The organism is Haladaptatus salinisoli, assembly GCF_020614375.1.
GTDB classification, from domain to species: Archaea; Halobacteriota; Halobacteria; order Halobacteriales; family Haladaptataceae; genus Haladaptatus; species Haladaptatus salinisoli.
In genome coordinates this window covers 2759059-2780618 of the sequence record NZ_CP085327.1, presented here as the reverse complement: position 1 = coordinate 2780618, position 21560 = coordinate 2759059, and the positions used below count along the sequence as shown (strand labels likewise).

At 67.2% G+C, this 21560-nt stretch carries 22 protein-coding genes; 5 read left to right on the top strand and 17 right to left on the bottom strand.

What is annotated here, in order from left to right; all coding sequences use genetic code 11:
* From LIX00_RS15235 to LIX00_RS15180, 12 genes are all read right to left on the bottom strand, one after another.
* A complete protein-coding gene (locus LIX00_RS15235; RefSeq protein WP_227354043.1) occupies nt 1–1806 on the bottom strand; it encodes a hypothetical protein in 1806 nt (601 codons plus the stop codon).
* A gap of 25 nt (nt 1807–1831) precedes the next feature.
* Nucleotides 1832–2884, bottom strand: coding sequence for a DUF354 domain-containing protein (locus LIX00_RS15230; protein WP_227354042.1), 1053 nt, complete (start codon nt 2882–2884; stop codon nt 1832–1834).
* Nucleotides 2884–3807: a glycosyltransferase gene (locus LIX00_RS15225; protein WP_368410751.1), complete on the bottom strand. Its 924-nt coding sequence runs from the start codon at nt 3805–3807 to the stop codon at nt 2884–2886. Before LIX00_RS15225 ends, LIX00_RS15230 begins: the two co-directional genes overlap by 1 nt.
* 146 nt (nt 3808–3953) lie before the next feature.
* Nucleotides 3954–5027: a hypothetical protein gene (locus LIX00_RS15220; protein ID WP_227354040.1), complete on the bottom strand. Its 1074-nt coding sequence runs from the start codon at nt 5025–5027 to the stop codon at nt 3954–3956.
* Entirely contained in the window at nt 5024–6097 is a 1074-nt protein-coding gene (locus LIX00_RS15215; protein ID WP_227354039.1) for a lipid II:glycine glycyltransferase FemX, read from the bottom strand. The genes LIX00_RS15220 and LIX00_RS15215 overlap by 4 nt, the downstream gene beginning before the upstream one ends.
* A 92-nt stretch (nt 6098–6189) precedes the next feature.
* Nucleotides 6190–7083, bottom strand: coding sequence for a polysaccharide deacetylase family protein (locus tag LIX00_RS15210; protein ID WP_227354038.1), 894 nt, complete (start codon nt 7081–7083; stop codon nt 6190–6192).
* Nucleotides 7073–8128 carry a non-hydrolyzing UDP-N-acetylglucosamine 2-epimerase gene (wecB, locus tag LIX00_RS15205; protein ID WP_227354037.1) on the bottom strand — a complete coding sequence of 352 codons (1056 nt, stop codon included), beginning with the start codon at nt 8126–8128 and terminating at the stop codon, nt 7073–7075. The genes LIX00_RS15210 and wecB overlap by 11 nt, the downstream gene beginning before the upstream one ends.
* Nucleotides 8125–9093: a glycosyltransferase family 2 protein gene (locus LIX00_RS15200; RefSeq protein ID WP_227354036.1), complete on the bottom strand. Its 969-nt coding sequence runs from the start codon at nt 9091–9093 to the stop codon at nt 8125–8127. The genes wecB and LIX00_RS15200 overlap by 4 nt, the downstream gene beginning before the upstream one ends.
* Nucleotides 9094–10449 (bottom strand): nucleotide sugar dehydrogenase, encoded by a 1356-nt coding sequence (locus LIX00_RS15195; RefSeq protein ID WP_227354035.1) that lies wholly within the window; start codon nt 10447–10449, stop codon nt 9094–9096.
* Nucleotides 10446–11423, bottom strand: a complete 978-nt coding sequence (locus LIX00_RS15190; RefSeq protein ID WP_227354034.1) for a Gfo/Idh/MocA family protein — start codon at nt 11421–11423, stop codon at nt 10446–10448. Before LIX00_RS15190 ends, LIX00_RS15195 begins: the two co-directional genes overlap by 4 nt.
* Nucleotides 11416–12504: a DegT/DnrJ/EryC1/StrS family aminotransferase gene (locus LIX00_RS15185; protein ID WP_227354033.1), complete on the bottom strand. Its 1089-nt coding sequence runs from the start codon at nt 12502–12504 to the stop codon at nt 11416–11418. Before LIX00_RS15185 ends, LIX00_RS15190 begins: the two co-directional genes overlap by 8 nt.
* A complete protein-coding gene (locus LIX00_RS15180; RefSeq protein WP_227354032.1) occupies nt 12501–13079 on the bottom strand; it encodes an acyltransferase in 579 nt (192 codons plus the stop codon). The genes LIX00_RS15185 and LIX00_RS15180 overlap by 4 nt, the downstream gene beginning before the upstream one ends.
* 416 nt (nt 13080–13495) lie before the next feature.
* On the opposite strand from LIX00_RS15180, the gene LIX00_RS15175 reads away from it, so the two are divergent.
* Entirely contained in the window at nt 13496–14047 is a 552-nt protein-coding gene (locus tag LIX00_RS15175) for a DUF7344 domain-containing protein (protein ID WP_227354031.1), read from the top strand.
* Here LIX00_RS15175 and LIX00_RS15170 read toward each other — a convergent pair whose 3' ends face one another.
* The 3 genes from LIX00_RS15170 to LIX00_RS15160 all read right to left on the bottom strand — a co-directional run bounded on the left by LIX00_RS15170 (nt 14048) and on the right by LIX00_RS15160 (nt 16073).
* Nucleotides 14048–14257 carry a hypothetical protein gene (locus tag LIX00_RS15170; protein WP_227354030.1) on the bottom strand — a complete coding sequence of 70 codons (210 nt, stop codon included), beginning with the start codon at nt 14255–14257 and terminating at the stop codon, nt 14048–14050.
* Nucleotides 14254–15750, bottom strand: a complete 1497-nt coding sequence (locus tag LIX00_RS15165) for a hypothetical protein (RefSeq protein ID WP_227354029.1) — start codon at nt 15748–15750, stop codon at nt 14254–14256. Before LIX00_RS15165 ends, LIX00_RS15170 begins: the two co-directional genes overlap by 4 nt.
* 128 nt (nt 15751–15878) lie before the next feature.
* Nucleotides 15879–16073, bottom strand: a complete 195-nt coding sequence (locus LIX00_RS15160) for a hypothetical protein (protein ID WP_227354028.1) — start codon at nt 16071–16073, stop codon at nt 15879–15881.
* Nucleotides 16074–16374: 301 nt separating this feature from the next.
* Between LIX00_RS15160 and LIX00_RS15155 the strand changes: the two genes are divergently transcribed.
* Together LIX00_RS15155 and LIX00_RS15150 are read left to right on the top strand one after the other, a co-directional pair.
* Complete coding sequence (locus LIX00_RS15155; RefSeq protein WP_227354027.1) at nt 16375–17988, top strand: alkaline phosphatase family protein; 1614 nt, start codon at nt 16375–16377, stop codon at nt 17986–17988.
* Nucleotides 17985–19001: a lipid II:glycine glycyltransferase FemX gene (locus tag LIX00_RS15150; protein WP_227354026.1), complete on the top strand. Its 1017-nt coding sequence runs from the start codon at nt 17985–17987 to the stop codon at nt 18999–19001. The genes LIX00_RS15155 and LIX00_RS15150 overlap by 4 nt, the downstream gene beginning before the upstream one ends.
* A gap of 243 nt (nt 19002–19244) precedes the next feature.
* Here LIX00_RS15150 and LIX00_RS15145 read toward each other — a convergent pair whose 3' ends face one another.
* Complete coding sequence (locus LIX00_RS15145; protein WP_227354025.1) at nt 19245–19814, bottom strand: metal-dependent hydrolase; 570 nt, start codon at nt 19812–19814, stop codon at nt 19245–19247.
* Nucleotides 19814–20833, bottom strand: a complete 1020-nt coding sequence (locus LIX00_RS15140) for a DUF1616 domain-containing protein (protein WP_227354024.1) — start codon at nt 20831–20833, stop codon at nt 19814–19816. The genes LIX00_RS15145 and LIX00_RS15140 overlap by 1 nt, the downstream gene beginning before the upstream one ends.
* 282 nt (nt 20834–21115) lie before the next feature.
* On the opposite strand from LIX00_RS15140, the gene LIX00_RS15135 reads away from it, so the two are divergent.
* Together LIX00_RS15135 and LIX00_RS15130 are read left to right on the top strand one after the other, a co-directional pair.
* Nucleotides 21116–21301 (top strand): DUF7556 family protein, encoded by a 186-nt coding sequence (locus LIX00_RS15135; protein WP_227355722.1) that lies wholly within the window; start codon nt 21116–21118, stop codon nt 21299–21301.
* 43 nt (nt 21302–21344) lie between these two features.
* Nucleotides 21345–21545, top strand: coding sequence for a XapX domain-containing protein (locus LIX00_RS15130; protein ID WP_227354023.1), 201 nt, complete (start codon nt 21345–21347; stop codon nt 21543–21545).
* Nucleotides 21546–21560 lie beyond the last annotated feature (15 nt).

The window sequence follows — 21560 nt, the reverse complement described above, 5'->3', positions numbered from 1 at the left end:
CTACGCGGTCGAGTTCACGTAGTAGAGTCGAAAGCCGCCGCCCGACTGCACTCGCGCGACGCCGGGGTGACTCTCGAGCGTTCGGAATCCGCGCTCCGGGAATCGCAGACCGTTGTAAACCTCGGTCTCGCGTTGCACCCCGGCCTCCGTTATCGGCAGGTAACGGGGTCCGTCGAAGGCGGAGGTGAGCCGGGACGCGGTGAAGTTCTTGCCGGTCGCGTTGTACTCGCTACCGTAAATCGGCGCCCCTCGGAAATCGCTTCGCCTGCTGTCCTCGTAGCCCAGAATCGCGTCGGCGTATCGCTCACCGGGCGACCGAAGTCCGGTGAACAGGGCGTCGCCGCGGTGGTCGAACGCCGTCTCGTACCCCGCCATCTGGCTCTCGGCGACGTGCCCGGACGGCTGGTACATGTACGGCGAGTGAAACAGGGTCGGCACCGAGAGCACGAGCAGCAGAACGAGGACGCCCGCGGCGAACCCCGGAACGGGGTCGGCGTTCGGGAGTCGACGCCCGACGGCGTCGAATCCTCTCGCGAGCGCGATTCCGCCGAGCATCGTCACCGGGACCATCATGAATCCGAGCACGCGGAAGTGAAATTGGCCGAAGCTCGCGACGAGGAAGAGACAGAAGAGGCCGAACAGCGGTATCATTCCGACGGCGACGTACTTCGCGAAGGCGCTGGTGTCGGTCCCCCGAACGCGGTCGAACAGCCCGCCGAGCATGAACAGTCCGGCGACGACGCTGAAGAGCAGGCTCACCAGGAAGAGTTTAGCGAACAGCAGTCGGATGCTCCCGCCGAGTTGCGAGAGGCTCGCGGCGGCGTGGGTCGCGTCGGCCGCGGCGGCCGGGTCGCTGAGCAGGCTCGTGACCAGCGCGCTCACCGCGCCGCCCGACCGCTCGTGGAAGGGCGTCCACAGCAGGAAGATCGCCATGAGGAACATCGTCTGCGCGTACATCGCCCGGTGGCGGGCGATGGCGTGACCGTCGCGGAACAGCCGGTAGACGAACTGGACGACGACGATACCGCCGAACAGCAGGATGACGTTTGCGGCCTGCTGCGGGTGGACGAGCACCATCGACACGGACGCCAGCGCGAGCAGCGCCCCCGACGCGGTGCCGAGCAGCGGTAACCGCCGCCGGTCGCTCGCCGTGACGTACTTCGCCACGAGGTAGATGACCAGCGGGAGGAACATGATGGCCTGCGAGGTCGGGTGCGGCATGACGAAGACGCTGATTGCGTTGATGGGGAGCAACAGGTAGGCCGAAATCGCCGCGAACGTCACCGCCCGGTCGTCGTCCACCACGACCCGCACCGCGAACGGGACGAACAGCAGGTAGACGAGAACGAACGCGGCGACCATCAGCAACAGCGACCGACGGAGCGACAGCCCGGTCACCTCCCTGATGACGATTGCGACGGTGTGGGTTCCGGGGTAGAGCAGGTCGTAAGCGGCCATCTCCCCCGCGACGATGTCCTTCGTCCAACCGAGGTGCGTCAGCGAGTCGCCCGGTCCGTAGAAGTGGTAGCTTCGGAGGATCGGTAGCGACGCGATGGAGAGCGTCGTCGCTCCGCCGAGGACGAGGCCGAGCGAGCGATACCAGTCGGGCGCCGACACCGCGACGGCGATGCCGGCGAGGAGCGCGACGGCGGCACCGGCCCAGAAGAGCGTCGGTGTCGCCCGGTAGATCGACAGTTCGTACCCGTGCGCCGGCGACTGGTGCGCAGCGAGGACGGCCACGGCGAGCGAGCAGAATCCAACGACGAGCGCGCCTTTCTCCAGCCGGTGTGCGTACGTCCGTGCCATTTGCTCGTCTCCGGCGTCGCTCGATTCACCCTTTGTTATGGACCGCCTGATTTCGTCCGGCGCGTATCAGTAGTTCGGTGGCGTAGCCCGCGACGTCTATCTTGTCGTCGAGGAGTCGCTCCCTCCGGCGTTGGTACGTCTCCGGGTCGGCGGAGTGGACGAGCGACTTCGCCCTGCGAACGGCCTCGCAGTCGTCCGCCGTCGAGTGGAGCAGCCCGTACTCCGCGAGTTCGAGGAAGTTGGTCATGTCGTCCCTCCCGGCGAACGACTGGGCGCGCACCGCCGGCGTCCCGAGAACGGCGGCCTCGGTCGCCATCGTCGCCGAGTCGCCGACGTAGAGGTCGGCGTGCGCGAGCAGGTCGTGGACGAGGTGGGGCGGCACAGGAAGCCGATACTCCTCGAACTCGTCGGGGAGCGGCGACTCGCTCGTGACGTAGACATCGCCGTGGTCGTCCAAGAACGAGACCAGTTCGCGTTTCGCGTCGCGCGAGAAGCCGTTTTGCCCGACGTCGTGCAGGGCGGACCACTGCCGGAACCGCACGAGGAAGTATCGCTCGTCGGGTCGCACGCCGTGCTCGCGGAGTCCGGCGGGGTCGGGAATGAAGCGGTCGGGGTGGAGGTACGCGAGTTCGTGATAGCCGTCGTAGCGGACGTGGTTCGGGCCGTAATCGTCGCGGAACCGCCGGGGAGTGCAGATGACGTGCGCCAGCGGCGTCGTGATTCGGTGCGACTGCGCGCCCTCGTTGTCTATCCAGACCACGCTCCGCGCATCGACCAGCGGCGCGACGTGCGAGACCGCGACGCCCCCGATGGCGGTCATCACGTCCGGACGGATGCGGAGGGCTTCGCGGAGCAGGCGCGCCTCGTAGGTGGCTTGCACCCGCGCCAGTCCGGCGAGCGAATCCGCCTTCCCAGCGAGGACGGTGTGCTCGATGCCGTACCGGTCGAGCAGGTCGAGCGCGATGTCCTTGTCGCGGGCGAAGACGCGAACGTCGTGTCCGCGCGCCTCCAGTTCGGCGATGACGTGCCGGTAGAAGTGGACGTGCGCCGGATGCTGAATGGTGACGATGACGTGCATTAGAGGACGGATTCGTACACCGCTCGGATTCGTTCTCCCATGCGTTCGAGGCTCACGTCGCGGGTCTTCTCCCGCCCGTTCGACCGTCTGGGCTCGGAGAGCACGTCCACCAACCCTGCCACGAGTTCGCGGTCGGAATCGCAGACGTGCGAGGGCGACACCCCCGACAGGCGGTCGCGCACGTCGCCCACGTCGGTCGTCACGACCGGCAGGTTGCAGGCCATCGCCTCCTTGACGGAGTTCGGCGACCCCTCGCTCTTCGACGGGAGCAAGAGGACGTCCGCGGCGTTGTAGTAGGTCGCCATCTCGGCGTGCGGAACCCCGTAGACGCTCTGGAGTTGGACCCGGCCGGACACGCGCTCCGCGGCGGCGGCGACCACGCGCTCCGCTCGCGGGTAGTCCTTCACGTCCCGGGACGGCGGGTACGGAAAGAGGACGTGTTTCGCGTCGCGCTCCCAGCCGACCTCGTCGCGCGCCTCCCGCTTCGGTCGCGGTTCGAACCGCGAGTGGTTGACGCCGTGCGGGATGACGTGGCACGGGACGTCGAGTTCGGACGCCATCTCCTCGGACATCACGATGACGGCGTCGCAGCGTCGGGCGCACCGCTTGCTCAGCCAGCCGTACTCGCCGAGGAGGTCGGAACCCCACAGCGAGAGGACGACCGGCAGTCGGTGTTGGGCCAGCGCCATCGGCGCGGTGAGACCGTAGTTCGCGTGAATCAGGTCGTGCTCGCCGAGGGCGTTCCGGAAGACGGTCGGGAAAAAGCGCAGGTAGTCGGTCGGCGACCGCCGGGCGGCGTCCTGCACTCGGTGTCTCCCCGGCGGCGACAGCGTCTCTTCCACGACGCCCCGTCGGCGGAGCACCCGCAGCTGCTCCCGAAAGAAGCGGGCGTCGGTGTTCGTCACGAGGTTCAACACCCGTATCGTGTCCGTCGGGCTGGCGCTCGATTGGATGGTTCCTCTCGACACGGTGACGGAAGACTCTCCCGAGATAGCCTTTGTTATCCGCCGCTTTATCCGGTCGCGGCAGGCGACAGGGAAGTCGTACCGCCGTACCGGGGAACGACCCATCATCGTCTCGACACCGCGGCGACCGTCTCCATCGGTTCGTCCGCGGGCGCGGCGTTCGTGGCGATGTTCACGAGTATCTCCGTGAGGTTGACCTTGTCCGCGAGGTAGGCGTCTCGGCGTTCCCGGAGATCCGCTTTCGCCGAGTCGTCGTCGAGGAGGGCGAGCGACCGCGCGAGCACGTCCTCGAACGAGCGCAGGTTGTGGATGAGACCCTCCCGTTCTAGTTCGAGGAAGTTCCCCATGTCGGACTCGCCGACGAAGGAGTTCGAGCGGATGGCGGGCGTGCCGAGCAGCGCCGCCTCCGTCACCATCGTCTGCGTGTCCGCGACCAGCAGGGACGCCTCCGCCAGCGCGTCGTGGAGCAGGGCCGGGTGGAGGTCGAAATCGCGGGCGTCTCCGGGCGCGGGGTTTCCACCCTCGTCCGAGACGAACACCGTCGCCTCCTCCGCGAGCGCGGCGACGAGTCGTCGCCGTTTCTCCGGCGAGAAGCCCGAGTGGCCCACGTCGTGGTGCGACCCGAAGGCGTTGAACCGGACGATGGCGAACTCCTCGTCCGGACTGACGCCCAGTCGCTCCCGGATGGTCGAGTCCGGTTCGTACACGTCCGGGTGGAGGTAGGCGAGTTCCTTGAAGCCGCGAAACTCGAAGTGGTTCGCCCCGAGGTCCTTGCCGAACGTGTGCGGCGTGAGGAACGTGTCGACGAACGGGCGGGCCGCGAGGTGGTCGATGGTCGTCGGCTCCGAGTCGGCGACGACGACGACCGGCGTGCGCGAGATGGCCCCGGCGTGGGCCGCGTAGGAGCCGACGCCGAAGACGAGGTCGGGGTCGTACCGCCGGGTTCGGCGGAAGATCTCGACGTAGTGTTCCGGTAGCTCGCGGAACAGCGAGAACTTCGTCGTGTCGCACGTCCCGTATATCTCGTGCGGTAGGTCGTAGTACGAGAGCAGGGCGCGGGTACAGCCGTAGTCGCGCCCGAGGACGAGCACGTCGTGGCCGCGCTCTCGGAGTCGCTCCACCGCGTGTCGGTAGAGGTGGACGTGCGCCGGCGTGTTGGTGAAAAACAGGAACTTCATCCCCGGACGAATTGGTAGGCTCGTTTCGCGGCGTCCATCGTTTTTCCGCTCGATTCGACGAGGTAGTAGGGGACGAGGTCGGCGCCGAACTTCGCCTTGTACCGACAGAGGCGCTCCGTGTTCGCGCCCATCAGATCGTAGGTCGTCACGGATTCGACCGGCGACCCCTCCACGATGTCCTCGATGATGCGCCAGTGGACGAGGCTGTTCACGCTCGTTCCCTCGTAGACGGCGCGAGCGCCGCCCTGCCAGAAGTACGCCGCGTCGTTCGAGTAGAGGGCGGTGATGCCGCTCAGGTACTCCCCGGACGAGTCCCGGGCGACGTAGGTCTGGGCGCGCTCGTCGAGTCCCTCCCACAGGTCGCGGACGTACTCCCACGAGAGGCCGAGCGTCTCGCCCTGCTCGTCGTACCGGGCGACCGTGTCCTCGTATACCTCGCGCGCCCCGTCGATCCCCTCGCGGGTGACGGTCACGTCCAAGTCCTTCGCGTCCCGAATCTCCCGGCGGAGGCTCTTGCTGAACGATTTCATGACCGCGTCCGGCGTCGTCGATTCGAGGTCGAGGTGGTAGGTGAAGTACGGTTCGACGCTCAGGTCGCCCCAGACGTAGGGCCGGGGGTCGCCGTACTCCGTGCCGCAGAGCATCCGAAACAGGGTCAGCCCGGACTCCATCTGCTCGCCGACCCGCCGGGCGACCGGCGAGTCGAATCCCACCTCCGCGAACCGTTCCGCGTAGTCGGTTCGCACCCTGTCGAGCACTTCGCGGGTAAACTCGCGGTTAACTTTCTCCTGCTTTCGCCGCTTCGGACTCGTCGGCATCAGTATCGGTCCCAGTCGCGGTATCGCCATCCCCGGCGGCGGCGAGAGGGCGGCGGTTCCCAGCGGCCCATTCCGAACGACGACCGGGAGCAGCGCGATAGGCTGCTGTCCCTTGAAGCCCCCGAACAGGCGGAGTTCACCGGCCGCGTGGCGCTCGACGGCGGCCAGCGCCTCCGGCCGGTGGAACACCTCGTACCCGTCCGAGGGAAGTGCGTCGTCCCATTCTGTAAGGTCTAGACGTTCGACTCTCATTCGTCGTCTCGCCAGTCGATAACGTCGGTTGTCACTTTGTTATCCTCCGCCTGTCGGGGAGAAAGAGCGGTCGATGTCGGTTCAGGCGGGGGCTACGTTCGGCGGAGACCCGCCGCGCCGGCGGGTCTCCGATTCGGGGGCGCGATGCGGTCGGCGAGGTCGGCCGGCGGTCCGACCCACGCGCCCATCGAAATCGCCGCCTCGATGAGGCGGCGATAGAGGCGTCGGTGGCCGGGGAACTCCTCGGCGAACATCCGCGGGTGCCAGAGGACGGTCATGACCGCGTCGTTCGCCGCCGCCTCCGCCAGCAGGTTCTCGCACGTCTCCCACGCCCGGTCGAACTCGGTGCCGGGGTCGGGCACCGCGATGTCCATCGCGGTGAGCGGGAAGACGAGGAAATCGTCGTCGAACGGTCGTTTCACCTCGTAGCCGTGCTGAAACCCGCAGTCGGTGCTCGACCCGAGCGACGCGTCGTACTCGAGACCGATGTCGGCGTGGTGCTTCCACGTCGAGTCGGCGCGGTTAAGGTGGTGTTGGCGGCCGCCGCGAATCCGGTGGCCCAACGCGGCCTCCAGCGCCGCCTTCTGTTCGCGGAGCGCCTCGGGATCGTCGTAGGAGTCGTAGGAACCGTGGAGACCGACCTCCCAACCGCCGTCGTCCAGGTCGTGGAGCACGTCGAGGATGTCGGTGTCGAAGAGGTCGTACCGACCGAGGTGCTCGACCCAGTAGCGCGGCGCGAGCCACTTCGCCGGCGATTTCCGGAAGATGGACTCCTCCTGCAGGAAGTAGAAGGCGGAGCGCACGCCGAGCGACTCCTCGAGTTCCATTATCTCCTCGAACTGCCACCACGGGTTGACGCCCGGGAGGAGCGAGGAGAGGTGTTTCGGATCCCTATCCGCCAGCGCGTAGTACGGGGCCTGCAATCCCTTGTACGGTCGGTCGACGTCGTGCGTGAGACAGAGTTCGAACTCGTAATCAGGCAACATCGGAGAGCACCTCCACGATCCGCTTCGCCGCGTTCCCGTCGCCGTACGGCGCGGGCTTCTCGTCGGGGGTCGTCGCGTCCGCGAGCGCCTCCCGAATCGCCGCCGCGTCGGCGCCGACCAGCGCGTTCCACCCGCTCTCGACCGTCTCGACCCACTCGGTCTCCTCGCGGAGCGTGACGCAGGGCGTGTCGAGGAAGAACGCCTCCTTCTGGACGCCGCCCGAGTCGGTCGCCGCGACGCTCGCAGCGTCGAGCAGGGCGACGAACTGGCGGTAGCCGACCGGTTCGGTCAGCGTCAGGTCGCGCTCCGCCGTCTCGTACAGGCCGAACTCCTCGAGTCGCGCGACCGTCCGGGGGTGCGCCGGGAGGACGACCGGACGCGGGTCGTCCGCCAGCGCACCCACGATGGCTTCGAGGCGTTCCGGGTCGTCGGCGTTCGTGTCCCGGTGGACGGTGGCGAGGACGAACTCCTCGTCCGCGACGCCGAAATCGGAGAGGACGCTTCGGTCGGCGCGCTCCCGCGCCCACAGCAGGGCGTCGTAGCCGACGTCGCCCGTGAAGTGGACGCCCTCCGAGAGCCCCTCGTCGGCGAGGTTTTCGAGGGCGTCCGGCGAGGGAGCGAGCAGGAGGTCGGCGGCGTGGTCGGTGAGCACGCGGTTGGTCTCCTCCGGGATGTCGCTCCCGCTCCGCATCCCGGCTTCGACGTGCGCGAGGGGCGGTTCCATCTTCGACGCCGCGATGGCCGCCGCGAGCGTCGAGTTGGTGTCGCCGTAGACGAGCACCGCGTCCGGCTTCTCGGCCTCGATTTTCGCTTCGAGCCCCGAGAGCATCGCGGCGGTCTGTCTCCCGTGCGAGTCCGACCCGACGCCGAGGTTGGCGTCGGGTCGCGGGATGTCGAGTTCGTCGAAGAACACCGCCGAGAGTTCGTCGTCGTAGTGTTGACCGGTGTGGACGAGCAGTTCATCGTGGTCGCGCCGGAGTTCTCGCGAGACGGCGGCGGCTTTCACGAACTGTGGGCGCGCGCCGACCACGGTGAGCACCTTCATTCGTCGCGTACCTCCAAGTGCTCGTTCTCCGCCCGGTCGAACACCATCGCCAGCGCGAGACACGCGCCGCCGAGCAGCGCCGCGGTCACCCCGTCGCTCCCCTCTCGTCGCCGCCGAAGCAGGGAGAGCGCCCCCGCGCCGACCCCGACCGTCCCGAGGCCGTAGAGGAACGTGAGGGGGTGGAAGTCCCTGACGAGGTACTTCGCCTTCAGCCGCCAGAGGAACCCCCACAGGAGCAGCGCCGAGAGCTTCGGGACGAACGTGGAGTACCTGATGGTGCTATGTTCGTTGCCGTACACCGCGGGCATCGTCACGTCGGCGATGCGCATCTCGTGGACGTTCAGCCGTATCAGCAGGGCGTTGGCGAAGCCGTAGTCGTCGTACACGTCCTCGATGTCGAGCGCCGACAGCGCCCGCCCCGAGATGGCGGTGTAGCCGTTCTGCGGGTCGACCATGGTCCAGTAGCCGCTGGCCACCTTCGTGAGGAAGGTCAGGAGCCAGTTGCCGAAGCTCCGCCACGGCGACATCCCCTCCCGGAATCCGGGCGTCGAGAGCCGATTACCCTTCGCGTAGTCGGCCCGCCCGTCGACGACGGGCTGGATGATGCGCGACAGCATCTCGGGGTCCATCTGGCCGTCGCCGGCCATCACCGCGGTCACGTCGATGCCGTCCTCGCAGGCGCGGCGGTAGCCGGTCTTGATGGCAGCGCCGACGCCGCGGTTCTCCGAGTGGCGAATCGGAACGACCCGCCGGTCGAACGCCTCGGTGGCAACCGCGCCGCCGTCCGCGACCGGGGCGGCCTGCTCGGCGTGTTCGCGAATCTCCTCCCACGTCCCGTCGGTCGAGCAGTCGTCCACGGCGTACACGCGGTCGACGAAGTTCGGAACGGTGTCGATGACGCGCCCGACGAATCCCTCCTCGTTGTACGCCGGAACGACCACGGCGACGGTGTTGCCCTCGTACATTCAGTCACCTCCGATGGTGTAGACGCGGTGAGAAGACCGCGAGAGGTCGAGGGTGTTCCGCCCGTCCACGACGACCATCGGGTCGAAGGCGGACCAGTCGATACCCGCGAACTCCTCGTGGTCGGTCACGAGCACCGCGGCGTCGAACTCGCGGTCCGTCAGCGATTCGAGCGGGAGTTTCTCGGCGTCGAACCCCTCCGCGTCGTCCAGCACGGGGTCGACCGCGAACACCGACGCGCCGCGCTCGGTCAGGTTGGCGCAGATGGGTCGCGCCGGGGTCGCCCGCGTCTCCTCGACGCCGGGCCGGTAGGTCAGCCCGAGCACCAGGACGCGCGCGTCGGCGACCGACTTCCCTTCGTCGGCCAGCAGTTCGGCGACCTTCTCGACCGTGAAGGCCGGCATCGAGTCGTTCACCTCGCGGGCGGTTCGAAGCAGCGGGAAGTCGGCGTCGAACCGCTCGATGAGGAAGTAGGGGTAGTACGGGATGCAGTGCCCCCCGACGCCTGGCCCCGGTTCGTGGATGTCGCAGAAGGGCTGGGTGTTCGCCTTCTCGATGGCCCCGTTCACGTCGACGCCCGCGTCGTCGGCGATCGCGGCGAGTTCGTTCGCCAGCGCGATGTTCACGTCGCGGTAGACGCCCTCGAACACCTTCACCGCCTCCGCGGTGGTCGCGTTGGGCACCGAGATGACCTCGTTGTCGGTGAGTTCGCCGTAAATGAGCTCGGCGACCCGGGTGCTCTCGTCGTCCACTCCACCGACGACCTTCGGGTACGCGCCGCGGATGTCCCGCAGGGCGCGACCGCTGGAAGTTCGCTCCGGACACACCGCCACGCCGAACTCCCCCCGCGAGAGGCCGCTCTCCGCCTCCAACAGCGGGAGCAGTTCGTCGCGGGTCGTCCTCGGCGGCACCGTGCACTCGACCACGACGAGGTCGCCGGGGTCGAGACCGTCCGCGATGTCGCCGGCGACCGATCGGAGGATGTCCAGGTCGGGGTCGCGCTCGTCGGTGATGGGCGTCGGGACGATGACGACGTGGACGGACGCCGCGCTCGCCGCCTCGGTCGGCGAATCGACCGCGCGAAGCGCCCCCGATTCGACCGTCTCGGCGATCAGTTCGGCGAGTCCCGGTTCGCGCTTGACGTGGCAGTCGCCCCGGTTGACGGTCTCCACCACGTCCGAATCGACGTCCGCACCCACGACGTTGTCGCACGTCTCGGCGTACACCGCCGCGAGCGGGAGGCCCATCTTGCCGAGTCCGTACACGGCGACCGGAATCTCGCCGGTTCGGAACGCCTCGCGCTGGTCGGCGGCGCTCGCGTCGCTCGCGTAGAGCGTCTGTAGCTCCCGCAGGCTCACCCGAGACGCACCTCCGTCTCCCGCATGTCGGACGCCAAGCCGTCTATCTTCCGGGCGAGTTCCAGCACGCGGAGACCGTCTTCGCCGGTGACCACGGGCGTCGCGCCCGTGGTCGCGCTCCGCACGAACGACCGGAGTTCGTTCTTCAGCGGTTCGCCGTTCTCGACGGTCGGGCGCTCGACGATGCTCTCGTGACGGTAGCGCAGGTCTCCGTTGTCCTCGATGTACTCCGGCAGGGAGTGGCGGTGGATCTCGACCGACTGATCGGTGTAATCGACGTTCACCCGGCAGTTCTCCGCCGTGATGGAGAGCTTTCGCACCTTCTCCTGGGTCACCCGACTCGCGGTGAGACCGGCGACGACGCCCCCGTCGAACTGGATGCTCGCGCTGGCGTAGCGGTTGTCCCGCGTCCCGACCGCGGCGACGGAGCTGATGTCGTCGTCCACGACGGACAGGAGCACGTCGAGGTCGTGTATCATCAGATCCATCACCGCGCTCACGTCCACCGCCCGACCCGCCGGGGGTGGACCGAGTCGCTGGGCGTCGATGGCGATGATGTCCAAGTCGGAGACGATTTCGGAGAGCGTCCGAATCGCCGGGTTGAACCGCTCGATGTGACCGACCTGCACCGTCACGCCCGCCTCCTCGGCGCGCGTCAGCAGGTCGCGCCCGTCGTCCACGTCGGCCACGAAGGGTTTCTCGACGAGGACGTGAACCCCGCCCTCGATGCACTTTCGAGCCATCTCGTAGTGGTACGGCGTCGGGACGGCGATGGAGATGACGTCCGCCTCGTCGACCGCGGTCTCCATGGAGACCGCTCGTGTTCCGTGGTCGCGGGCCGCTTCCGCCGCCCGCTCCTCGTCCACGTCGTGGATGCCGACGAGCCGTACGTTCGGTAGTTCGCTGTAGACGCGAGCGTGGTGTCGACCCATGCTTCCGACGCCGACGACCGCCGCGTTGACTGGTTCACTCATAGCTCGTGATAGCTGAAACGATGGTTCGCACGTCGTCGCCCGACAGGCCGGGATGCACCGGGAGGGAGAGTACCTCCCTCGAAGCGCGCTCCGCGACCGGGGCGTCGTGGTCGACGTGCTGGTAGGCTGGCTGTTCGTGGATGGGCGTCGGGTAGTAGACGCCGGTTCCGACTCCCTCCTCCTCGAGGTGGCTCCGAAGCCCCTCGCGGTCGTCCGTTCGGACGGTGTACTGGTGGTAGACGTGCCGACGGTCGTCCGGTTCGAACGGCGTCCGGACCGACGAGTCTCGGAGCCTGTCGGTGAGGTAGCCCGCGTTGGTTCGCCGCGCCTCGTTGTACCTCGGCAGGCGCGACAGTTGGACGCGGCCGATGGCCGCCGCCACGCTCGTCATCCGGAAGTTGTGGCCGAGGCGGACGTGGTCGTACGAGCTGCACCCGCCCTCGCCCATCGGTCGGCCGTGGTTGACGAAACTCGCCGCTCGATCCGCCACGTCCGACCGGTCGGTCGTCACCACCCCCCCTTCCCCGGTGGTCATGTTCTTCGTCGGGTAGAACGAGAAACACGCCGCGTCGCCGAACGAACCCACTTTGCGCCCGTCGTACTCGGCGCCGTGCGCCTGCGCGGCGTCCTCGACCAGCGCGAGGTCGTGGGTCTCCGCGATATCCCCGAGGTGATCCATCTCCGCCGGGAGGCCGTAGAGGTGCACCGCGAGGATGGCGTCCGCGTCGTGCTCTCGAACCGCCTCCTCCGCGGCGTAGGGGTCGAGGTTGAACGTCTCCGGGTCGACGTCGGCGAAGACCGGTTCCGCCCCGGCGAGTCGAATCGCGTTCGCGCTGGCGACGAACGAGAACGGCGAGGTGACGACGCGGTCGCCGGAGCCGATGTCGAGCGCCGCGAAGGCGGCGTGGAGGGCGGTCGTCCCGTTGCTCGCGGCGACGCCGAAATCGGCGTCGCAGAAGGCAGCGAACTCCTCCTCGAACGCTCGAACCTCCGGGCCGTCCGCGAGCTGACCGTCCTCGATGCACGCGACGGTCGCCTCGATCTCCTCGTCGCCCAACTCCGGGTCGGCGATGGGAATCAAATCTCGTTCCCTCCTCGCAGTCGCTCCGGAAGCGGGCGGTGCTCGGCGGGCGCGCCGACGGCGAGCGTGCCGGGCGGAACGTCGTCCGTCACGACGGCACCGGCGGCGACGAACGCTCCCTCGCCGATCGTGATGCCGGGCAGGAGGGTGGCGTTCGCGCCGACCGATACGTCGTCTTCGAGCGTCGGCCCCTCGAGTTCCTCGTCCCGCCGAATCGGGTAGGGGTCGTTGGTGAAGGTGGCGGAGGGACCGACGAACACGCGGTCGCCGATGGTGGTGTTCGTCGGCACGTAAACGTTCGTCTGCATGCTCACGCGCGAACCGATAGTCGTCCGCCCGTCGACGACCGCGTTCGTTCCGACGATCACGTCGTCGCCGATGACCGTCTCTTCTCGAACGAGCGCGCCGTGACCGGTCGCAAAACCGTCGCCGATGGTCACGTCGTCGTAGATAACCGTCCCCGACCGGATGGTCGCGTCGTCACCGATGACCGGCGGTGTCGAGTCGTCGGCGTACGCGTAGCCAACCGTTGCGTCCGGGTGGACGTTCCGGTCTCGACTCTTCGGTTCGGTCACCGACGACCACCCCTTCGGGGACACGGGTCGCAGGGCGTGTCAGTGGTTGGTAGTGAGTTCATAGGTTGGGTTGTGAACAGCCCGATTCCGCCGCGAACGCGGCGGACAGGCGTTATCCCTTCCATGCCTACCAGTCCTCTTTGTTATACGCTCCTTGGCGGGTGGTAGTTCGCGGCTAGTCCCTTCACCGTCGTTCGAATCGCCGTAACGAACGTTACGCGGGCGAAATATCGGCGTACGCTTCCGTCCGGGGCGTGTATGGCGACGCTACCGGGAAACAGTACCGGGGTAACAAAGTGGAGAAGGGGCGATAGCCGGTGTATGCGGTGGTGGCATCCGTGACTACAGGGTGGTCACGTACTCGAACGGGGGTGTATTGGTTTCGATGAGTGAGCGACAAGCTCCGTCTCCCCACGATGGCTAGTTCCGAACTCTCGCAGGATCAGGTGTTCGAGGTGCTGAAGAGCCCTCGACGGCGATACGCGCTCTACTTCCTTCGGCGGGAGGGGGGAACCGTCGAACTGTCCGACCTGACCGACCAGGTCGCGGCGTGGGAGAACGACACCACGCCGAGCGGGTTGACGAGCGAGCAACGAAAGCGCGTCTACATCTCGCTCTACCAGACGCATCTCCCGAAACTCGACGACGCCGGAATCGTCGAGTACGAACGCGAGGCGGGCAACGTGCACCTCTCGCGGCGCGCCCGCGAACTCGATTCGTATCTCGGCGACGTGTCGCAACCGGAGATTCCGTGGGACCGCTACTACCTCGCGCTCTCGTTCGGAAGCATCGCGCTCGTCGTCGGCGTCTGGTTCGAGATATATCCGCTCTCGCTTCTCTCCGGGCTGGCGGTCGCGGTGATAATTCTCGTCGCGTACGCGCTCTCGGCCATCGGCCAGTACCTCTACTACCGGCGGCGAACCGTGCAGGGAACGCCGCCGGAGCTACGGCGCGCCGAAGGGCAGTAATTACTGCCGGTGTTCGACGTTACAGACCGAATCGGCGTCCGCGAGGATGAACGCGTCGTCGCGGAGCATCTCCTCGTCCTTCGGGAGGAACATGAGGTGACCAGTTCCGTGCTTCCGCGCTCGGATCACCTCCCACTCGTCGAGTTCGTAGCCGAGGTCGCCTTCGAGGTCCGGGTCGGACGCGACGCGTTCCCACCGAAGTCGATTCATTTTCCACCCTCTTTGCCGATCTGGACGAGCACCTTTCCGTCGACTTCGAGGCGGTTCAGGTCGCCGGAGAAGCGATACCCGTCCTTGCCGTCGATGACCCGCCCTTTCACTCGCGTGCCGGAAACCGTGTCGAACGAGTTCACCGAGCCGAGGTCCCCGTCCTTCTTCACCGCGCCGCTCACGTCGAAGGAGTAGGTGCTGGAGTCGGTGGGGTCGGCGCTGCCGTCGACGACGATGGTCTCCGGGAGGCCGCGGTTCCCCGGCGCGATTCGCTCGCCGTTGAGGAAGACGGTCGCCTTCCCGTCGAGACTGAACGTCGCGAGCGTCCCGGAGAATCGATAGCTGTCGGTGCCGCCGGCGACCGCCCCCGTGACGGTGCCGCCGACCGAGTCCTCGTCGTCCTTCGACGCTCCGCGGTCGGTGGACTTTTCGACCTCGCCGGAGACGCCGAACTCGTAGGTCGTCTCCGTCGAGGCGTCGGAACTTGAGATGCTCAGGACGTTCGGGAACCCTCGCGCTTTCGCCTTCTTCTGCTGGACGCGCTGCGTGCGGTTGCCCGACTCGGCGCTCGAACTCCCGTTCGAACCGCCGTTCGAACGGCCACCCGAACCGCCGCCGGAACCGCCCGCGCCGCTCGCGGCCTGCTCCGCGGACATCGGAACGGCCTTCGGCGGCGTCAGGTCGGCCGCGTCGCCGGTTCGGGTGTTCGTCTGCGTGACCGACCCGCCCTTGACCGAGGTGATGTCGCCGAGGATGTCGCAGTTGCGGAGGTGGGTCTCGCCGTACCACGACCAGACCGCGCGGGTGTTGGTCGAACCGGGGGCCGAACAGCCGGTTCGGCAGGGTTTGTTCCCCCGCGAATCGACGACCGTGTCGACGACCCGGCAGGGTCGGTCCTTCGCGTTGAGGCGGACATTCGAGATGGTGTTCGCCTTGAAGTACGACGACTCGACGTGGAGGTTGCCGCCGTACCCCTGCGCGCCCGGACCGGAACCGTACAGCCCGTTGTCGATCATCCCCGCGACGTGGACGTTGCGGAAGGTGATGGTGCCGCGGTGGGGCAGGTTCGCGTTGAGCCAGATACCGCCGCTGTCGGAACCGGCGACCTGTCCGTCGCCCATGTAGAGGTTCTCCACGAGCGCGGTTCCCTCTGGGTCGGAGACGCCGGGGTTCAGAAGGTAGTGCCCGCCCGGGTGGATCCCCTTGAAGCCGACGTTCCGAATCGTCCAGCCGGAGCCGCTGGTGGTAATGAGCGCCGACGCGCCGTCCGCGGTCATGTCGATGAGGACGTTCTCGAACGTCTCGCCGTCGCCGACGTCGATGTTTCGCGTTTCGCCCGCCGAAACGGTGATGGTTCGGTACTCCGCCGCGCTCGCAGCGCCCGTCGCCCCGGCAGCGAACGCCGCCGCGGTCGCGCCCGCGAAGCGGAGGTACGAACGTCGGTTCAAGAGACCCATTTCTGGTGAATCGCGTGCCGTCTCGTCGCGTGCCATGGATTCAATGCCACATTACCGATTTAAGTAGATTTCGATTCAGTCTCAATGCAAAGGACGAGATTTAAGACCCAATGCTGTCGTCAGACCGGCAGAAGAAAGGACCGCTTTCGCTCGGCAACGGTTCCTTACCGCCTCCGTTGCTCACGGTTCCACTCGGTTCCGCGGTTTCGAAATCGGCCGCAAAACGCGTCTTCGTTCCCGGGCGTCTCCGCGGTGTCGCACCTCGAACCGCGTTCGTCGCGGAAATCGTCTCGCTGCCCGACGTTCGCCGAACCGACAACCGTCGTTTCGGTCACCCGCGCGCCGCCGTCGCGTGCCACTGCGAATTCAATGCTATCATACTTATTTAAGTAAATTACGGTTCCCCTTCGTCACCGCCCGCCGCGACGGCGGGCGAGTTCGGCGCGAGCGCCGGGGCGGGGGACAAGCGGCGCTTACGCCGCAATAACCGATCCGTACCGTTCACTCGAACCGAAAGCGAGCGAGAAATTCACCGTGGCTCACCGTTGCAGACCGTTCCAACCGAACTTCCGTTCGGCGGCGATATCCGGGGTACGACCGAGCTACGACGCCGGAAACGAGCGCATAACAAAGGCTTCGGGTAGGGTTTTCCGTTACAGCATGGACTGTCAGATAAAGACACTTCTCGTCGGCATCGACGCCGGGTGCCGGTCCGTCCTCGATCCGCTGTTCGAGGACGGGGCGCTCCCGCATCTGCGGTCGATATTCGCCGAGGGGTCGTCCGGGCCGCTGGAATCGCAAATTCCGCCGTGGACGCCCAGCGCGTGGCCTTCGATGTACACCGGGACGAATCCCGGCAAACACGGCGTCTTCGGATTTCTCGACTTCGACGGGTACGACTGGGACGTGGTGAACGCGACTCGCGTTCGCGAACACACCCTTTGGGAGCTCCTCGACCGACACGGCCACTCGAGCGTCGTCGTCAACGCGCCCGTAACCCATCCGCCCCGAGCGTTCGACGGTGCGATTCTGCCGGGGTACACCGCCCCCGAGAATCCGACCTGCTACCCCGAAGGACTGCTGGAAGAAGTACGGAACGAGATCGGCGACTACCGCGTCTACCCGCCGCGGAACCTCCCGCTCGACGAGTCCGTCGAGTGGTACCGTCGCCTCGTGACGATGCGCGGCGAGGCGTTTCGCTACCTCGCCGACCGATTCGACCCGGACTTCGGGTTCGTCCAGTTCCAGAGCACCGACACGGTGTTTCACGAACACCCCGGCGAGGACGGTGTGGCGCGAGCCGTCTACGAGGCGGTCGACGAACAGGTCGGCGAGATTCTCGACGCCTGCGACCCCGACACGGTCGTGGTCGCCAGCGACCACGGTATCGGCGAGTACGCGGGCTACGAGTTCCGCGTCAACGACTTCCTGCGCGAGGAAGGGTACGTCGAGACGGTTCGCGGCGGCGAGGGGATGCCCTCGTGGTCGACCATCGCGAGCAATCAGTTGCAGCGCGGGAAGGAGAGTTCCCCCCGCGAACGAGGCTGGGCGGAGCGCGGGCTGGCGACCGCCGCGCGCGTCGGAATCACCAGCCAGCGAATCGGGGCCGTCCTCGAACGCGCCGGGTTGGACGAGTTCGTCGTCAAGCACGTTCCGGAGGATTTCATCCGCGCCGCAACGGAGCAGGTCGATTTCTCTAACTCGGTCGCCTACATGCGCGACCGAATCGAGTGCGGCGTCCGCATCAACCTCGAAGGGCGCGAACCCGATGGCGTCGTCCCACCCGAGCGGTACGAGGAGGTGCGCGCGGAACTGGTCGAGAAGCTAGGGAGCGTTCGCACGCCGGACGGCCGTCCCGTCTTCGAGACGGTGGCCCCGCGCGAAGCGTTCTTCGACGGTCCGTATAGCGAGAACGCGGTGGACGTGGTGTGCGTTCCCGCCGAGTTCGACCAGTTCCTCTCCGCGCAACTGCGGGGTCGCCGGTTCGGTCCCCCGCGGGAGCCGTGGAACCACAAGCTGAACGGAATCTTCGCGGTGGCGGGCGCGGAAATCGACTCGGACGCGACCTGCGCGGGCGCCCACCTCTTCGACGTGGCTCCGACGATCCTGGCGACGTTCGACGTCCCCGCGAGCGACCGGATGGACGGACGCGTCCTCCCGGTCGTCGAGCCGGCGGGCGAGCAGAGCTACCCCGCGTACGACGCGGGCGAGACGGTCGAAACCGACGACGAGCGCGTGGAAGCGCGACTCGCGGATCTCGGATATCTCGAATGAGCATTACGATAGAGAACAACGGCATCAGAGTGGAACGGGCGGACGACCTCGAACGCTGGAACGACTACGTGGATCGCTCGCCGCAGGGCGACGTGTTCCACCGGCTGGCGGCCCTCGAAGTGCAGGCCGAGCACGCCGGAGCGACGTTCCACCCCCTCGTCGGCTTCAAAGGACAGGAACCGGTCGGTCTGTTCCCCGCCTTCACCATCTCGAAGGGGGGCGTTACGGCCGCCTTCTCGCCGCCGCCGAACCTCTGGCTTCCCCACCTCGGCCCGCTGCTGTTGAACATGGAGAAGCTGAAGCGGCGGAAGGCGGAGCGCAGGCATCGGCGATTCGTCGACGGCTGTCTCGACTGGCTGGACCGCGAGTTCGGTCCGAAGTACGTCCACGTCAGGACGGGCGGACGGTACGAGGACATCCGCCCGTTCGAGTGGAACGACTTCGACGTGCTGCCGCGCCACACCTACGAGGTCGACCTGACGCCCGGGGAGGAGAGCGTCCTGTCCAGTTTCAGCGGCGACGCCCGGAGCAACACCCGAACCGACGAGGATCGCTACGACATCCGCCTCGGCGGGCCGCAGGCGATCCGTCGGATTATTCGGCAGGTGGCGGCCCGCCACGACGAGCAGGGCGAACCGTACCGCCTCTCGCCCGAGTTCGCCGTCGACCTCTACCGAGAACTTCCGGACGGGGCGGTTCGACCGTACGTCTGCGACGTGGACGGCGAGTTCGCGGGCGGGATGATAGCGCTGGCGGACGATTCGCGGGTCTACCGGTGGCAGGGCGGCGCGAAACACACCCGCGACGTGCCCGTCAACGACCTCGTCGACTGGGCGATCATGCGCGACGCGATGGCCGAAGGCATCCCGCGCTACGACCTCGTGGGCGCGAACGAGCGCCGACTCTGCGGCTACAAGGCGAAGTTCAACCCCGGACTCGTGCGCTACTACAGTTTGGAGCGCGGCACGCGGATGATGAACCTGCTGACGGACGTGTACAAGCGATTCAGGTGACGGTCGGGTACGATCCCCGACACCCGAACCGCGGCGGGAACGCCGTCCGCCGGCGGTGCCCTCGGTATTTTCGCGGTCCGCCCGACGCTCGTCGGAATAGACCTGACCGGAACAGACGGAAGCGTCGACGCCCGGACTCGACCGCTCCGAGCGCGGCGCGGGAACCGACCGCACGGGAGTCCCGCCGCTACTCCGACCTGGTTCCCAGAATCGACTCTCCTTCGAAATCGACGCCGGTTCCGATTACCGGCGCGTGACGGCGACCTTTCTCGGGACGCCCGGCATCCCGTCGAACAGCCAGAGGGCGAAGACGGCGAGAAAGAGTCCGAGTTCGAGCGCGAGGTAGCCCGTCAGGGCAGGGTCGTCGAGGTAGGTGAGGTAGTCCCCGAAGTAGTCCCGAAATCGGGCCAGAAAGCCCGCGCCCGTCCGGTCGGCCGGGACGCGAACGAGCGGCCACAGCAGAAATTCGAGCGACGGCTCTTTGCCGACCGCGACTGGATATATCACGTCGCCCGCGAGGTGCGAGAGGTAGCCGACCGCGAACGCGACGCCGATGTCGGTTCGGCGCGCGCGGTGCGCGAGCGCGAGCGCCAACGCCGAGAGCGGAAGCGCGGAGACGAGCGAGTGCGCCAGCGAGTGACCGCTCGGCAGCACCGCGAGCGACCACGCGAGCGGTTTGTCCACGAGGTCGGGGAGCTGGGTGGCGAACCCGAGGACGACGACGGCGTCGCTCCGCGGCGACCGACCGGCGACGACGTGGCTGTACGCCGAGTAGAGGAGATAGCCGAACGCGAGATGTTCCCACGGCCACATTATGTTGCCACGTCGATCCAGAGGTGGGCGTGTTCGTCGGCGTTGCTCGTCGTCGGGTTTGCGGGCGGATCGCCCTTGTAGAGCAGGAACTGCAGTCGAAGGTTCTCCCCGGCCATCGTCGGGCTGATAGCGTAGCGGGTTCGCCACGACTCGCCGGCCGCCACGCGGTGGCTGAGTCGGTCCAACTCCACCCGGTCGACGACGCGGGCGCTCCCGTCCGGCCGCTGTTCGACGCGCTGGAGTTGGACGACGACGGTGTACTCGACCGACTTCCCCTCGCGATTATCGACGGCGACGTGCACCGGTTTCGTCTCGCCAACCTCGAACGGTTCCGGATTCTTGGCGGTGACGAACTTCCCGCCCTCCCGCTCGAGCAGCGACAACCGCGAGAACCGCTCGCCGTCCTGCGGCGCGGCGAAGGCGAACCCGACCGCGGACAGCGCGACCACCACCGACAGCGCGAGCACGACGTTCAGCGCGACGTCGGCACTCGACTCCGCGCCGAAGAGCGCGGCGCGAAGTCGAGAAGCGCCGGTCCGAAACGAAACGCCGAATCGGTCCTCGGCGGGGACGTTGCCGCGACGAAGCGCCGCGAACACCGAGAGGGTGAGCGTGAGACCGAAGACGGCGACGAGGACGGGAAGCGGTTCGAACGGAACGCTGGCGAGCGAGAGGGAGAGCGCGAGCACCGGGACGAGCGCGAGACTCCCGCCGAACGAGAGCGCCGCGCGCTCGCCCGGCGTGATTCCCTCGCGTCGCACCCTCGCCGGACTCGTCCACCCCGAGCGACGAGACGGTCCCGTCCCCGGAAACAGGAGGGAGACGAGGGCGTATCCGGGCGCGAAGAGGACGAACGGAAGCCCCAGCGCGACGGCGACCGGCGTCCCGCGCACGCCCGACTGCGCGAGCGTGAACGCGACCGCCGCGACCGCGACGACGACTCCCACGAGGTCGGCGGGGAGTTCGAACACCGGTCGGGTGATTCGGCTCAGCCAGGATTCGGTCGTTCCGTGGCTCATACGCGCCTCGAACGATTCGTTTTCGTGCGGTGCTGTCTCGTCTTCTGTTCTCCGAACGACATCGAAATCAGTCCGTGAACGACGTAATCCGGAACGGTACTTTGTTATCCAGCGCGTACTCGTCGGCGGACGACGGCGCGACCGATATCGGTCGTTGAACCGCTGAACGCGAGAAAGAGCGGCGGTAAGCCCCGGCTACCGGGTCAGATGGCGCTACATAACAAAGGGGGTTTGCGTTCCAGACTCGGACGAGTCCCCCGGAGAGGACCGAGTCGAATCACGGTGATTACCCTGAACTGGACACGCGCAATCGACGACACCGAGGCACAGCTCGCAGACGACGTCATGTTCGCCGTCGACGAGGACGACAACGGCGACGAACTGGCCGTCATCGCGGACGTGACGCGAGACGACGCGTGGATCTCGATGCCGCTCTCGGCGGCGCGAACGCTGTCGCAACACCGCTGACTTCGAACGACTTTTCACGGTTCTGTGCGCAGTGGGGTTACCGATGAACCTCGCTCTAACAGCCTTCGCACTGCTGACCGGACTGCTCACCGGCGCGTTCTTCAAGTTTCTCGGCGTGCCGATTCCCGCCCCGCCGGAACTCCCCGGCGTGATGGGTATCGTCGGCATCTACCTCGGCTACAAGGTCGTCGACGCGATGGGGTGGAGCGTCGACCTGCTCTCGGCGCTCGGGCTCGCGGGATAGCGTCAGGGAAAAGCA